We start from the raw sequence: 14437 nt of genomic DNA, 5'->3' as shown, positions 1-14437 counted from the left end.
CTCTCCCACCGACTTCTGTATACCCCAAGCCGTTAAATAGCGTTTATCTTGTAGCCGGTTTTTGAAACATCTTACTACCTTTGCTGTTGTTATATCGCTGAACGCTTAACCAAGAACGCTATCCTATGAATGTTTTTCAAAATCCGCTCGTCCGCATCATTGCCTCCATTGCAGTGGGGTTGCTCCTGCTGTTATACCCCAACGCCGCTCTCCCCACCATATTGCTGATTATCGGTATCCTCGTGGGGGTACCCAGTCTCTACACCATTCTGGCCTATCTGCTGAGCGGGGCATCGAAACGCAACGAACCGTTCCCCGTACTCTCGGCCATACTGTTGCTGTTCGGGTGCTCGCTCATCTTGGTACCCAGTTGGTACATTGGTGTAACAATTTATGTATTGGGGGGTGCACTCGTCTTGATAGGGGTCTACCAGCTGCTCTATCTGCTCACGCTGAAAAAGACCATCAAACGCAAAGCCGGGTGGGTATCCTACCTGCTGCCGGTCATTATCCTGCTCATCGGCATCGAGATTCTGGTCAATCCCTTCTCGGCTACCGAGCGGATTATCGTAGCCACCTTCGGGGCGGCCACATTGCTCTATGGCATCACCGACCTCCTGTATTACATTCGCCTCAGATAAGGCTCGACACTTAGAAATCGATGGATAGCCGCAGGTTGATTTGCCGGCGGGTGAGGTAGTTGGGCACGGCATATTGCGCGTTGGAAATGTCGGTCACCCAATAGTAGGAGTTCACGTTGCTGATGTCGAAGAGGTTAAAGACGTCGATACCAATCCACACGCTTTTCAGATTGCGGAAGATTCCCTTTTGCAGCAGTTTGTCCTCGCCCCCGACGAGCAGACGCGAGGCTCCGATGTCGATACGCTTGTAGGCCGGCGCCCTGAAATAGCCGGCCTGACGCCCTTTACGGGGCGACCCCACCGGCAGGCCATCGGCCAAGATGGCCCGCAGGCTGAATTTGTATTTGGGGAATCGGGGCACGTAATCCTGGAAGTAAAGTCCCACACTGTATCGCTGGTCGGTGGGCCGGGGCAGTTTCACCCCGCCAATCTCCTCCTGGGTCTTCATCAGCGAAAAGGTGAGCCACGAGTCGACCCCCGGCACAAACTGTCCGAAGAGTTTCAGGTCGATACCGGCGGCATAGCCCTTGGCCTCGTTCTGGCCGCTGTACCACACCCGCAAGTTATCGATTTCGTAGGGAATGAGATTGTCGAGTTTCTTGTAATAAAGTTCGGCCGTGAACTTGAACGGACGGTCCAGTGCCCGAAACGAATAGTCGCCCCCGAGCACGATGTGAATCGAGCGTTGCGACTTGACATTCCGGTTCAGCTGCACCACGTAGTTGTTGGAGGCATCGCACACCGTGTCGCGCAACTCCTTGTAAAAGGGGGCCTGATAATAGAGTCCACCGGCCAGGCGGGTGGTTATCTGCTCGTTGGCCGCCGGGATAAAGGTGACCGAAGCCCGGGGGCTCACCAACGTCTCTTTGTTGAATCCCCAATAAGAGGCGCGTAACCCGCCCGTAAAGATGAAGCGCCCCCACAACGTGCGCAGGCGATAGGTATCTTGCAAATAGGCCGAGAGGCGGTGGCTATCCATGTCCTGCCGGGAGAAGAGGTTGTAGATCATCTCGACCGACTGCCCGGTATGGGGCAGCGAATAGCCGGCCGAGTCGCGCATCTCCCACTCACGCACGCGATCGTAAATCTGCTCATACTGGTGGGTAAAACCCCATTTCAATTCGTTCTGTCCCAGCTTGGTAGCTCCCTTGATCGAGGTGGCAATCACCGAGGCCTTCAACCGGTTGCGGGCATGCTCGTGATAGGTACCCACCCCCAGTGCCCCGGTATTTTCGGTGCCCTCGCCGTCGCCCGTATCGGCCAACTCGTCGAGCCAATACTGCCCCGAAATGTCGTAGGTCACCAGCTCGTTGGTGACAAAAGCCGAAGTCATGAGCGCCCACTGCGTGTATTTGTCGGGGAAGAAATTCAGCGACAGAGCCCCGAAATAGGTCTCGAACTTGTCGCGCTCGCCACCGTCGAAATAGACCTTGAACTGCTTGGCATTCGTAGCCGTACCGAACGAAGTGTTGCGCTCGTGGGGAGTGAACTTGTAGTCGTTGATGGCAATATTGCCCAGGAACGAAGCCTCCCACTTGGGGGCGAACTTATAGGTCAGGTAGGTTTGATAATCGAAGAACGACGGCTCATACTCGCCTTTGGTATCGAGCGAACTCAACAGTGTGGAGTTGGTCTTGTAGCGAATGCCATGCAGCTGCGAAAACTTCTTGGTACTCTGTCCAATCGATGCGGTAGCCCCCAGGAAACTGGCCGAGACCGACCCCTCGAAGGCCTGGGGGTGCTTATAGATGATGTCGAGAACCGACGACATCTTGTCGCCATATTCGGCCGAGAAGCCGCCCGACGAGAAGCCTACGGCTCCCACCATATCGGGGTTGATGATACTCAACCCCTCCTGTTGTCCCGACCGCACCGTGAGCGGACGATACACCTCGATACCGTTGATGTAGACGATATTCTCGTCGAAGTTACCACCCCGCACCGAGTATTGCGAACTCAGCTCGTTGCTCGAATTGACCCCGGCAAAGGTGGTGAGCATCGCTTCGATACTCCCGCCCGAGGCATCGGGCATCAGTTTCAGATCCTTGGTATCGATAGTTTGCAACGTGCTGGTCTGCCGACGGTGAGTCGCCACCACCACCTCGTTCAACATCTTCGAGTTCTTGTTCAGCCGCACCGACAGCGAAACGTCTTTGGTGAGGTTGAGCAACTGCCGTTGCTCCTCGCGATAACCCAGGCACGAATAGATGACCACAATCGAGTCGCCCGCCGGAATGGAGAGCTGGTACTCGCCCTTCAAGTCGGTCATCGTGCCCATGGTCGTTCCCGCCACGCGCACCGTAGCCAGTTCGATAGGCTGGTTGTCGCTGTCGTAGACCCGACCCGTGAGTTTCACACGCCCCTGCGCCGCCAGTTCGAGCACCGCACCTATCGTGATCAAAAGGAGTAATATCTTGTATCTCATCGGGATTCTATACACATCGTGCCCCGTTTGTCGAGAGGCACATTTAATAAACGTAAAAAAGCCCCGTTCAGTATGCGGCCCGCCGAAAAGTAGTGAAAAAAGTTTCCCCATATTCCCCGCAGTAGCATCAGGTTTTGTATCTTTGCTACTGGAAGAGCCGCGCATCATGACCGAGACCGTTGGCGTCACAGTCCGACCGTAGGTTACCCAAATGCGGCGTCCACTCAAAAAACATACATTAAAACCATTACCCTTATGAACAATCTGCACAATTTGTTGATACACCGGCGAAGCATTCGCAAATATACCGACCAACCGTTGTCGCCCGATTCGGTCAAGTTGATTCTCGAAGCGGGGCTGCTCGCCCCCTCGTCGAAACGCTGCACCCCCTGGGAGTTTATCGCCGTCGAGGACAAAGAGGTACTCGCCCGCCTGGCGGCCTGCAAAACCGCGGGAGCCAAACCGATTGAAGGTGCCGCACTAGCCATCGTCGTGACGGCCGACATGACGCTCACCGATACGTGGGTCGAGGACGCCTCGATTGCCGCCATACTCATGCAACTGCAAGCGGCCGACCTGGGACTGGGCAGCTGCTGGATTCAAGTGCGCAACCGATTCGGGGCCAACGACGAACCGGCCGAGGATATCGTGCGCGAGATTCTGGGGATTCCCGAGACGATGGGCGTCCTCTGCATTCTCTCCATCGGTCACAAGGACGAGGAGCGCAAACCCTTCAACGAGGAGAAGATGATGTGGGAAAAGGTTCATATAGGCAAATGGGAATGAGCAGCGAGAAGATGAAAATTATCCTCATCGGCGCCGGGAATCTGGCCACACGGCTGGCGCTAGCCTTACAGGCGAAAGGGCTCGCCCCCGAGTGGGTGTACAGCCGCACCGAGGAGTCGTCCCGGCGATTGAGCGAACAGTTGCCTCACAGCCACTACACCACCCGCCTCGACAGCCTGCCTACCGACGGCGACCTCTACATCTTTGCCGTAAAGGATTCGGTACTGCCTCAACTGCTATCTGCCATGCCGGCCAATGCCGGACTGTGGGTACACACGGCCGGCAGCGTAGACCGCGAGGTGTTCCGTCCCTATACGAATCGCTACGGTGTCTTCTACCCCATGCAGACATTCAGCAAGGAGCGGGCCGTCGACTTCGATGACATTCCCTTTTTCATCGAGGCCAACAGCGAGGCCGATACCGCCCGGCTGCACGACCTGGCCGCCCGCCTCTCGGGCAAGGTCTACCGGGCCGACTCGGAGCAACGCAAATACCTGCATCTGGCAGCGGTCTTTGCCTGCAACTTCACCAATCACCTCTACGCACTGTGCGACCGCATCTTGCAGGAGCACAATCTGCCGTTCGAGGCGATGTTGCCTCTCATTCGCGAAACGGCTGCCAAGGTAGCCGACATGTCTCCCTTCGATGCCCAGACGGGTCCGGCTATCCGGTACGACCAGAACATCATCGCCAAGCAGGAGGCACTGCTCACCGACCCCACGATGCGCGAGATTTACACCCTCCTGAGCCGCAGCATTCACGAAACCCATAACCCCGATAAACCGAAAGAATCATGAGCCGAACCGATTTCGACCTAACGAAAATAAAAGCCTTTGCCTTCGACGTGGACGGCGTGCTGTCGTCCGACTCCATACCTCTGCACCCCTCGGGCGAACCCATGCGGGTCATCAACATCAAAGACGGATATGCCTTGCAACTGGCCGCCAAACTGGGCTATCCCGTGGCCATCATCACCGGCGGCCGCACCGAAGCGGTGCGCAAACGCTTCGAGGGGCTGGGGCTGTCGCACGTCTATCTGGGAGCGGCCGTGAAAATCAAAGTCTTCGAACAGTGGATTGCCGAGTGCGGACTGCAAGCCGACGAGGTGATGTATATGGGCGACGACATTCCCGACTATGAGGTGATGCGGGTGGTCGGACTGCCCGCCTGTCCGGCCGATGCCGCCCCCGAAATCAAGCAGATAGCCCGCTACATCTCGCCCTTCTGCGGCGGAATGGGTTGCGGCCGCGACATCATCGAACAGGTGCTGCGCGCCCAGGGCAAATGGATGGCCGACCAAAAGGCGTTCGGCTGGTAACCACACTTAACACGAAATGAATATGTTATCGCATCTCCAAAAATACGAAATCCTCCTGGCGAGCAATTCGCCCCGTCGCCGCGAACTCCTGGCCGGACTCGACATCGAATACCGCGTAACGGCTCTGCCCGAGGTCGACGAGTCGTACCCCCCGACCCTCTCGGGCGAAGAGATTCCCCTCTATATCTCGCAGGAGAAGGCCTCCGCCTATCGCAGCCAGATGAAAGAGAACACGCTGCTCATCACAGCCGATACCATCGTCTGGCTCGACGGCCGGGTCTATGGCAAGCCGCACGATCTGGCCGATGCCAAAGCCATGTTGCGGGCCCTCTCGGGCAAGACGCACACCGTCATCACCGGGGTCACCCTCACCTCGATGCAGAAGCAAATCTCCTTCGCCGTCTCGACCGAGGTCTCGTTTGCTCCACTCGACGACGACGAAATCGACTACTACGTTGACCGCTACCGCCCGCTCGACAAGGCCGGAGCCTATGGCGTGCAGGAGTGGATCGGCTACATCGGGGTGACCGGACTGCAAGGCAGCTACTACAATGTGATGGGGCTGCCTATCCAACGGCTCTATACCGAGTTGAAGAAATTCTAATGGAATGGCCTAACGGCCGACAAACGAGAATACCGGCAAGCCACACTCTTCTGACCCTTGCATCACGATACGGGGGTGACTCCCCGTGTCATACCGCGCCTCAACGAGACGTTTCTGTCATTCCGCACTTGATGCGGAATCCAGAAATACCGGCATCTACATCATTTCAGTCTTGCCTGTAACCCAGAGAATACACGCAAGATTCTCCGCAAACGTGAATACCCACAAGAGACTGGCCCCGCATCACGATACGGGGGTGACTCCCCGTGTCATACCGCGCCTCAACGAGACGTTTCTGTCATTCCGCACTTGATGCGGAATCCAGGAAGACAGTCTTTACTATTACAAGTCGTGGAAAATCTATATAAACATCTAAAAATAAACAGATTATATCTATTTAAAGATTTCACATAGGCACAAAAAAAATTGATTGTCTCGCGACAACCAATCTTTGTTAACCTTAATCTTAATCTAATACTATGAAAAACACTGTGCAAATATAGTACGTTTTCTGCTATAAAACATAATTTCCAAACATATTTCGTATCGTTTTAATATTATTTAAATCTTGGTTATCGTTTACGGAGAAAGGCTGACACTCCTCTACGCACACGACACAGAGAGGCAAAAAGGGCCGAGTTGCACGATGCAGCGATATATCGTATCTTTGCCCCCATGAAAGAAATCAGTACACTTATCGAAAAGGCATGCCGCAACCTGAATATCGATTCACTCAACGGCATGCAGAAACAGATGCTCGAGACGGCTCAGCGCCCCCACGACATCATCTTGCTCTCGCCTACCGGGACGGGAAAAACATTGGCCTTCCTGCTGCCAGTCCTGCAACGCATCGATCCTCGGGCTGCCGGGGTACAGGCACTCGTGCTGGTTCCCTCGCGGGAACTGGCCCTGCAAATCGAGAGCGTGTTGCGCAAGATTGCCGCCGGCATCAAAATCGTGTGCTGCTACGGCGGTCACTCGGTGCGTGAGGAGAGCAAGTCGCTGGCCGTGGCTCCGGCCCTCATCGTGGGAACTCCGGGGCGTATTGCCGACCACCTGCGCCGAGGCCGTCTGTCGCTCGACACCCTCGACACGCTGGTACTCGACGAGTTTGACAAATGCCTCGCACTGGGCTTTCATGACGAGATGAAAGAGATTATCGCCCCGTTGAAAGAGGTCAAGAAAAAGATTCTTACCTCGGCAACCGACAGCGAATCACTGCCCGCATTTACAGCCCTGCGCCGCCCGGTGAAACTCGATTTTCTGGGTTCGAAACGTAGCGAGGAGAACATAAACGAGCGGTTGTCGCTCTACCGTATAGATTCACCCGAAAAGGACAAACTCGACACGCTGCTCGTCTTGCTGCGCAACCTCAAACCGGCTCTCACCCTCATCTTCTGCAACCAGCGCGAGAGCGTGGACCGGGTGCAGCAATTTCTCACCAACCAAGGTATCATTGCCGAGGCTTTCCATGGCGGCATGGAGCAGGCCGACCGCGAACGGGCGCTCTGCAAATTCCGCAATTGCAGCAGCTACATCTGCGTTTCGACCGACCTGGCGGCCCGCGGGCTCGACATACCCGAGGTAAAATACATCATTCACTACCACCTGCCAGTCGACCTCGAAAGCTTTACCCACCGCAACGGCCGCACGGCCCGCATGCATGCCGAGGGCGAAGCCTTTATGATTGTAGATCTCACCGAGCAACTGCCCGAATATGCCCGACAAGCCACCGCCTTCCGGCTCGACCCGACGAGCAATCTGCTACAAACGCCACCCATGGCTACCCTGCACTTTGCCGCCGGGAAAAAAGAGAAGATCAGCAAAGGGGACATCGTGGGATTCCTCACTCAAAAAGGGGGCCTGACGGCCGACGAAATAGGGTTCATCGAGGTCAAGGACCACTACTGCTACGCGGCCGTGGCACGCGACAAGGCACACGAAACGCTGCGCCGCCTCCGCGACGAAAAGATAAAAGGCAAGAAAGTTAAGATTTCGTTCAGCTACTGATTGGCTCCGCGCCTCTCTGTCACCCCCGCACTCGATGCGGATTTCGGTCGAATGCAAGCAAAAGGAAATGTATTTTGCAGGTATTTACCCCTGCCAGTATTCTTGGATACCGCGTCGTAGCGCGGTATGACGTACATGTCACCCCGCACCCCGATGCGGGGTCCAGTGATTTAGGAATAAGTCTTGCAGGTATTTCCTATAATTCTTTATTGATTCTCGCCCTCGACCATCTGCTCGAAAGCCTTCCACAGATTATCGTCAGGTACGGGAGCAGTCACGCTGATGAGCTGCTTCGACACGGGGTGGATAAACTCGACATGGCGGGCATGCAGCGAAATACCGCCGTCGGGATTAGAGCGCTCGGCACCGTACTTCAAATCGCCCTTGATCGGAGAACCGATCTTGGCCAACTGACAGCGAATCTGATGATGACGGCCCGTTTTCAAGTTGACTTCCAGCAACGTGTAGCGGTCGCTACGTGCCAACACCCGGTAATCGAGTACCGCCCGCTTCGCTCCCGGGCGCTCCCGGTCATAAGCCACCGACTTGTTGATCTTCTCGTTACGCACGAGATAGTGTACCAGTTCACCGCTCTCCTGCTCGGGGGCATGCTTGACGATAGCCCAATACTGTTTTTTCACCTCGCCGTTGCGGAACATGTCGTTCAGCCGGGTGAGCGCTTTGCTCGTCTTGGCAAAAACGACCAGTCCGCTCACGGGACGGTCGAGACGGTGAGTCACCCCCACGAAGACATTCCCCGGCTTGTCGTACTTCTCTTTCAGCCACGCCTTCACCATCTCGCTCAGCGGCGTGTCACCCGTCTTGTCGCCCTGCACAATCTCAGAGCAGGTCTTGTTGACGATAATCACGTGATTGTCTTCGTAGAGCACCTCCATAATTCGTTGAGTTTAATCGCTGCAAAGATACGACATCTCGTCGGCTCGTACAACCTTTTGGTATTAACCGCGTGCGATAAAACAAACCCCGGCCACAATCAAAACAATTCCTATTACCTTGGGGTAACTCAGCGGTTCATTCAGCAAGAAATAGCCAATCAACAACGTGATAACATACCCCAGACTCACCATCGGATAGGCCTTACTCAACTCCATTCGCGACAGCACATAAAGCCAAAAGAGCATACTCACGCCATAGCACAGAATGCCACTCCACAGGTAGTAATTGTGAAAAAGGAGTCGAAGCATCTCACCCACAGAACCTTTCAAGGCCCAATTGGTCATACCCATCTTCAAGAAATATTGGGCCACGGCTCCCAACAAAATACTGATAAAAGCCAACAGATAAATCATACTTACATCTTTTTACACCAGATAGCCCGATCGGCCAAATCCAACATATACCGGTCGCCCCGACTATCACCATAGGCATACAGATAATAGTCCTCCCGCCGAGGCTCCTCGGCCAGGAATCGGTTTACCTTCTCTTGTCCGTAACAATTTCGGGAAGAGAATCGCCCGGTCAACCGACCTCGATCATCAACCTCCACCTCGGTCGCAATTACATGAGTCACCCCCGCCTTTCGAGCCCAGGGTAAAATCCACTCTTTCACGCTGGCACTGACAATATATACGTCATCGACATGCTGCACATGTTGCAACAGTTTCTCAAAAACCGGACGCTTGATCATTTGGTCTACGGAGCCGGCAAAACGCTCCCCCCACCGGCAAAACTCGTCGTATGGCATCTGCCTGAAAAAGCGAGAGAAAAACTTCTGCTTTACTTTCCAGTTGGGATACACTCCCAACTTGTAGGCGACCAACAAAGGAGCATACCTCAATAGGCCTCCGTAAAGAGCAGGCGCGCCCTTTACAAATTTAATAAATTCCAATAAGGTATCTTTGCGAGTAATCGTCCCATCGAAATCAAACGTCGCCACAATTCTCTTCGCCATATCAGAAATAAATTATTATCAAGAATGACAATATCCAGGCCACAATACACAACTGTATAAACCGGTCGTGCATCAAGACGCGGGTAGGACTACCGCTCTTTACATCGACAATCGTCAACTGCAAATAGCGAATCAACCCGGCCAGCACAAAGACAGAAGTCACATACAAATAAGGCGACCCCATACGGGAAACCACCTCCTCCGACACCGTGTACATGATATAACACACCATGATTATCGTTGCCAAAATGGTTATCACCTGATTCATGAACTCCAAGTTATACCGATTGACCTTCTTTCTCAACAATACGCCGGTCTCTTCGTATACCACGACATCGTCTCTTCGCTTGGCAAATGCCAGAAAGAGAGCCAGCAGAAAAGTCATGAGCACAATCCAATGCGATACCCATATACCGGTCACGACTCCTCCCAGGAGAACTCTTAACACAAAACCGACGGCAATAATGAAAACATCGACAAGGACAAAATTTTTGAGCTTGATACAATAGGCTATATTCATCACATAGTAAAACAACAATATTCCTAGGACCCGATACAGTACATCGCCTCGGAAATAGCAACCTGCCAACACTATGGATAAGACAACCATGGCAATCATCAAACCATAACCCGCACGTTTCGATACACGACCCGAAGCGATGGGGCGGAAACGCTTTTTGGCATGCTTCCGGTCCGCCTCAACATCCCATATATCATTGAAACAATAAATCGAACTTGCCACAAAACTGAATGAAAAAAAAGCAACTACCGTGGCCAAGAGATAGTCTATATTCAAAATCTGTCCCGAAAAAAACAAGGGTAAAAAAACAAATCCGTTCTTTACCCATTGGTGGGGCCGTAACAAAAGGATTAGATCTTTCATAATTAGAATATTATCATTATCGACCTCAAAATATTAGATACAAATGTTCCTACAACGCCAAATACACTACGGCTCATTGCTTCATCTATATGAAATCCTACAGGGGTCATAGTTATAACTAAAACCAACAAAGCCATAAGACCTTTTGTAGGAGGGAGGAGAATATCTATTTTCTGATCTATCTTAGTAATGCTTCGCAAAAAATACTGCGGAAAGATGTACTTTAACAACTCACGAGGAATCAATAAAAAGAAAATAAATGAAGAAGATAACCAGTACAAAACTACTCTTCCCGTATCACAACTTAATACTGTAAACATCGGAATGAGCATAATAAATTGAAATATCAGGATAGAAGCCAACAAAGGTTTATCATTATCCTGTAATTGAGAATGAGGAGTCCTAAACACAAATAATATTCGTGAGGCCAAATAATAAACAAAGAACAATGTTATAGGTCTAATAATTAAACCTATAAATCCAAAGCTAGACTCAACAAAATTTACTCGGAAATGGAATTTCATAGTTGGTAAAGTTTCCCAACTAAGAGATTTGAGAATCCCTCCATTTTGCACCAGATCAGAGAATAAAGGACTCCATGAATTTGAAATACTCATTACTATTTGATTATTTCCTTTATAATAGCAAACTATAAGGAACAACAATACCAATAAAGTAGAGAATAAAATCCGAACTCCTATCTTCACATCTAGATTTTTATCTCTCAAGAACAAAAGTATTACAAATGGTGTTCCAAAAAAGAAAAAGGCTTCGTGAGTAAAAATAAGAACAATCTCCAATAGAATTACAAAAAGTAATTTTAGATAGATCTTTTTCAAATGAATATAACCATATATAATCGCTGCAAGAATCAAAATCATCAGGTAATCTTTACGAATAATCCAACCATTCGCCAAGAAAAAGCCCAAAGGTAATATCCACCAATTATAACGTTTCTTCAAAAATTGATATCCAAAGAAAATAACAACTCCCGAAAAACAGATAATAGATATCGACTGTATAATCAATATGGGATCCATGGAATATGATTGCCAAAGCCAATACAAGATCTCACCCAATAATCCCCGGCGCGCAAAACCACCTTGATAATTGACAAGGAATTCTGATATAAGACCAATATCCGTCATCTCTTTCATAGTATCCCAATACAGATTCCTGCACGCCAACAGTGTATAGAACAACATCAAGAAATTAAATGCGTTTGTGAATGAAAAATGCAAAGTCCTTTTTTTCATCATATTCCTAACTTATTATTAATTTCAGCTACATTTTATCTATTCAATTCATGGATAAACACAAACCATTATATCAAAAGCCCCAATCACTTTTTAATAACCCAATTTCAATAAAAAAATCTTTCGCTTTATATCCATTAAAATCTGCGCAAAAATACAAAATTAAACTAATACATCGCTGAAATAAATTAAATTTTAAATACGAAAAGCCACAAGGAATTTCGTAGAAATTGTTAATTGTAAAACAAAAACATCGACCACTTCATAATTAAGATGATTAGGTCTCTTACGACTAAACCTACAATATTAAGAAATCTATATTCATAAGAACGGTAGCAAAATAAATTTTATTTTTGCACTGTTTTTTTGCAACTGAACGCGGTACTTTTACGTCTCTATAAGAAAACAACGATACCCAATGAAACAGATCCTATCGGTCGCTTTGCTTGCGGTGGCTCTCTCGCCCTTGTACACTCACGGTGCCACACCTAATCTTCCGAACGACTCTGTCGCCGTAATCTATGCCGACACGACCAAGCTGAATGTCGATTCCATCGAGAGCTCGCTCAAACAGGTCGATCTCAACGAGGTGACTGTCGAAGCCTCGTCGTGGGTGCAGAAGGCCGACCGCAACCTGCTATACCCCAACGCCCAACAGATAGAACAATCGCGCAACGGCTTGCAGTTGCTGCAAAAGCTGCAAATTCCCGGCGTAATCATCAATCCTACCGATAACAGCATTGCCCTGGCCGACCAGAGCGAGGTGAGCCTGCGTATCAACGGCCGTCCTGCCGACAACAAGGAGATTCAGGCCCTTTCACCCGAGCAGATTGTGCGTATCGAGTACATCGACAACCCGGGTGTACGCTACGGCGAGGTGGGTGCCGTGCTCGACTTTATCGTCAAAAACCCCACCTCGGGCGGCAGCTTCATGGGCGACATCACCCAAAGTGTCAACCGGGGATTCGGCGAATACTGGCTGGGAGCCAAAGTCAACAGTGGCAAGTCGGAGTTCTCCTACTCGGGCTGGTTCTCTCCCCGCTGGAACTTGAAGATGCTGCGCGACAATACCGAGCACTACGAATTGCCCGACGGTACCCGCTATACTCGCACCGAAGAGAGTCTCGACAGAAGCAAATTTGAACAGAGGAATAACGGTCATTCACTCAGCTACAATTATCTCGACTCCCAAAAGCAGATGTTCAACGCTTCGCTCAAATTCTATTACACCCAGAACGAGAATCTCTTCCGCGGTATCCTCACCGACCACTCACCTGGCGGCACGACCAGCCTCATGTTCGACGACTCGAAGAATCGCAGTCTCAATCCTTCGCTCAATCTCTACTACCAATACAATCTCGACGAAGACCAGCTACTTATGGCCAACGTCGTGGCCAGCTACGAGCAGCCCAACAGCCACCGCATCTATACCGAGGACGAACTATTATATACCGACAACAGCTTCACGACCGGCTCGTCGCTCGTCGGCATCGACAACCTCATCAAGAGCCGCACCTACTCGATACTGGGCGAGGTCGACTATGAAAAGCGGTGGAAAAACAGCCGTGTGACGGCCGGTATCCGCCACACCCAGTCGTGGATTACCAACAACTACGTGGAGCAAGACATCTACGACCGCATGAACCAGGGCAACAGCTATCTGTTCGGCGAATACTGGATGCGGCTGGGCCCGCATTTCGATTTCTCGGCGGGTGTCGGTTACAGCCTCTACTCCTATGTGCCGCGCGACCGGGAGTCGCACCTCTACTCCATCTGGCGGCCTCGTCTCTCGGCCCGATATACCATCGACGACTACTCGTCGCTGCGATTCAACTTCGTGCGCATGGGCAGCGTTGTCAGTCTCGATATGCTCAGCCCCGTGGTGCAGGACGTCGACGGCATACAGCAATCGACCGGCAACCCCGACGTCAAGCCCTATGCCACCTACAAATACGAATTGCAATACCAGTACAACCGCGGTATCTTCTATGGCAAACTGGGCGCCCGTTATACCCATGCTCCCGGTGCCATCATGCCCGAGAAGGTGTGGGTAAGCGATAAAATCCTCACCCGATACAACAACCAGAAGAATGCCGAGGAGTTACGCTTCTACCTCGATACCCGGATAACGGCCATTCCCGACTGGCTCACCCTCAGCGCCGGCCCTGCCTGGCACCGCTACTGGATGCGGGGCAACAACTACACCCACGTCTACAACAATTTCTACTGCTACGCCACCTTCGAGTTGTCGCACTGGGGATTCTCGCTCGAAGGCATGCTCCAAACCAATTTCAACCGGTTCTGGGGCGAGACACTCGATGGCGGAGAGAATGTACACACCCTCAAACTCTCCTATAACTACAAGGACTGGAACTTCGGGGTGATGGTACTCGACCCCTTCATCAATGACTACAAAGTGAAAAAAGAAAACTGGAACCGCTACGCCGGATACCACCAGGTGATAACGACAAACATGATTAAACAGATGGTGGCCGTCAGCGTGAGCTGGAACCTCAACTGGGGCCGCCGATACGAGACCGACGAACAGCGCATCAACAACGTGATAGGCGGCGGTGGGGTCAATGCCGCTGGCAAATAAGCC

13 protein-coding genes are annotated in these 14437 nt (G+C 51.4%); 7 read left to right on the top strand and 6 right to left on the bottom strand.

Annotation, left to right across the window (positions count from 1 at the left end; translation table 11 throughout):
* The first annotated feature begins 125 nt into the window (after positions 1 to 125).
* A complete protein-coding gene (locus BARVI_RS11135) occupies positions 126 to 641 on the top strand; it encodes a DUF308 domain-containing protein (RefSeq protein WP_025279320.1) in 516 nt (171 codons plus the stop codon).
* Positions 642 to 651: 10 nt separating this feature from the next.
* Here the strand turns inward: BARVI_RS11135 and BARVI_RS11130 are convergent, their stop codons facing one another.
* Positions 652 to 3066 carry a TonB-dependent receptor gene (locus tag BARVI_RS11130; protein WP_025279319.1) on the bottom strand — a complete coding sequence of 805 codons (2415 nt, stop codon included), beginning with the start codon at positions 3064 to 3066 and terminating at the stop codon, positions 652 to 654.
* Positions 3067 to 3321: 255 nt separating this feature from the next.
* Here BARVI_RS11130 and BARVI_RS11125 point away from each other — a divergent pair, with 255 nt between their 5' ends.
* The 5 genes from BARVI_RS11125 (at position 3322) to BARVI_RS11105 (ending at position 7784) form a co-directional block, all read left to right on the top strand.
* Positions 3322 to 3852, top strand: a complete 531-nt coding sequence (locus tag BARVI_RS11125) for a nitroreductase family protein (RefSeq protein ID WP_025279318.1) — start codon at positions 3322 to 3324, stop codon at positions 3850 to 3852.
* On the top strand, positions 3843 to 4649 hold the full coding sequence (locus BARVI_RS11120) for a Rossmann-like and DUF2520 domain-containing protein (RefSeq protein ID WP_025279317.1): 807 nt from the start codon (positions 3843 to 3845) through the stop codon (positions 4647 to 4649). The genes BARVI_RS11125 and BARVI_RS11120 overlap by 10 nt, the downstream gene beginning before the upstream one ends.
* A complete protein-coding gene (locus BARVI_RS11115) occupies positions 4646 to 5170 on the top strand; it encodes a KdsC family phosphatase (RefSeq protein ID WP_025279316.1) in 525 nt (174 codons plus the stop codon). Before BARVI_RS11120 ends, BARVI_RS11115 begins: the two co-directional genes overlap by 4 nt.
* A gap of 22 nt (positions 5171 to 5192) precedes the next feature.
* On the top strand, positions 5193 to 5774 hold the full coding sequence (locus tag BARVI_RS11110; protein ID WP_025279315.1) for a Maf-like protein: 582 nt from the start codon (positions 5193 to 5195) through the stop codon (positions 5772 to 5774).
* 675 nt (positions 5775 to 6449) lie between these two features.
* Positions 6450 to 7784, top strand: coding sequence for a DEAD/DEAH box helicase (locus BARVI_RS11105; RefSeq protein WP_025279314.1), 1335 nt, complete (start codon positions 6450 to 6452; stop codon positions 7782 to 7784).
* 206 nt (positions 7785 to 7990) lie between these two features.
* On the opposite strand, the gene BARVI_RS11100 is transcribed toward BARVI_RS11105, so the two are convergent.
* The 5 genes from BARVI_RS11100 to BARVI_RS11080 form a co-directional block, all read right to left on the bottom strand.
* Positions 7991 to 8680, bottom strand: a complete 690-nt coding sequence (locus BARVI_RS11100; RefSeq protein WP_025279313.1) for an RluA family pseudouridine synthase — start codon at positions 8678 to 8680, stop codon at positions 7991 to 7993.
* A 63-nt stretch (positions 8681 to 8743) separates the two neighbouring features.
* Positions 8744 to 9094, bottom strand: a complete 351-nt coding sequence (locus BARVI_RS11095) for an EamA family transporter (protein ID WP_025279312.1) — start codon at positions 9092 to 9094, stop codon at positions 8744 to 8746.
* 2 nt (positions 9095 to 9096) lie between these two features.
* Positions 9097 to 9696 (bottom strand): HAD-IB family hydrolase, encoded by a 600-nt coding sequence (locus tag BARVI_RS11090; RefSeq protein WP_025279311.1) that lies wholly within the window; start codon positions 9694 to 9696, stop codon positions 9097 to 9099.
* A gap of 1 nt (position 9697) precedes the next feature.
* Positions 9698 to 10579 carry a UbiA prenyltransferase family protein gene (locus BARVI_RS11085; RefSeq protein WP_025279310.1) on the bottom strand — a complete coding sequence of 294 codons (882 nt, stop codon included), beginning with the start codon at positions 10577 to 10579 and terminating at the stop codon, positions 9698 to 9700.
* 2 nt (positions 10580 to 10581) lie between these two features.
* Positions 10582 to 11736, bottom strand: coding sequence for a hypothetical protein (locus BARVI_RS11080; RefSeq protein ID WP_157232591.1), 1155 nt, complete (start codon positions 11734 to 11736; stop codon positions 10582 to 10584).
* Between the two features lie 517 nt (positions 11737 to 12253).
* Between BARVI_RS11080 and BARVI_RS11075 the strand changes: the two genes are divergently transcribed.
* Positions 12254 to 14434 (top strand): TonB-dependent receptor plug domain-containing protein, encoded by a 2181-nt coding sequence (locus BARVI_RS11075; RefSeq protein ID WP_025279308.1) that lies wholly within the window; start codon positions 12254 to 12256, stop codon positions 14432 to 14434.
* Positions 14435 to 14437: the final 3 nt, after the last annotated feature.

This window comes from Barnesiella viscericola DSM 18177 (genome assembly GCF_000512915.1).
In the GTDB taxonomy this organism is placed as follows: Bacteria; Bacteroidota; Bacteroidia; order Bacteroidales; family Barnesiellaceae; genus Barnesiella; species Barnesiella viscericola.
The sequence above is the reverse complement of the archived record's forward strand: the minus strand, read 5'-3'. Positions and strand labels throughout refer to the sequence as shown.

Bases quoted from the DNA above. Each gene is read 5' to 3' on its own strand.
- BARVI_RS11110 (WP_025279315.1), top strand. From the start codon at position 5,193: ATGTTATCGCATCTCCAAAAATACGAAATCCTCCTGGCGAGCAATTCG.
- BARVI_RS11120 (WP_025279317.1), top strand. From the start codon at position 3,843: ATGGGAATGAGCAGCGAGAAGATGAAAATTATCCTCATCGGCGCCGGG.
- BARVI_RS11090 (WP_025279311.1), bottom strand. From the start codon at position 9,696: ATGGCGAAGAGAATTGTGGCGACGTTTGATTTCGATGGGACGATTACT.
- BARVI_RS11135 (WP_025279320.1), top strand. From the start codon at position 126: ATGAATGTTTTTCAAAATCCGCTCGTCCGCATCATTGCCTCCATTGCA.
- BARVI_RS11085 (WP_025279310.1), bottom strand. From the start codon at position 10,579: ATGAAAGATCTAATCCTTTTGTTACGGCCCCACCAATGGGTAAAGAAC.
- BARVI_RS11105 (WP_025279314.1), top strand. From the start codon at position 6,450: ATGAAAGAAATCAGTACACTTATCGAAAAGGCATGCCGCAACCTGAAT.
- BARVI_RS11075 (WP_025279308.1), top strand. From the start codon at position 12,254: ATGAAACAGATCCTATCGGTCGCTTTGCTTGCGGTGGCTCTCTCGCCC.
- BARVI_RS11095 (WP_025279312.1), bottom strand. From the start codon at position 9,094: ATGATTTATCTGTTGGCTTTTATCAGTATTTTGTTGGGAGCCGTGGCC.
- BARVI_RS11100 (WP_025279313.1), bottom strand. From the start codon at position 8,680: ATGGAGGTGCTCTACGAAGACAATCACGTGATTATCGTCAACAAGACC.
- BARVI_RS11115 (WP_025279316.1), top strand. From the start codon at position 4,646: ATGAGCCGAACCGATTTCGACCTAACGAAAATAAAAGCCTTTGCCTTC.
- BARVI_RS11130 (WP_025279319.1), bottom strand. From the start codon at position 3,066: ATGAGATACAAGATATTACTCCTTTTGATCACGATAGGTGCGGTGCTC.
- BARVI_RS11080 (WP_157232591.1), bottom strand. From the start codon at position 11,736: ATGAAAGAGATGACGGATATTGGTCTTATATCAGAATTCCTTGTCAAT.
- BARVI_RS11125 (WP_025279318.1), top strand. From the start codon at position 3,322: ATGAACAATCTGCACAATTTGTTGATACACCGGCGAAGCATTCGCAAA.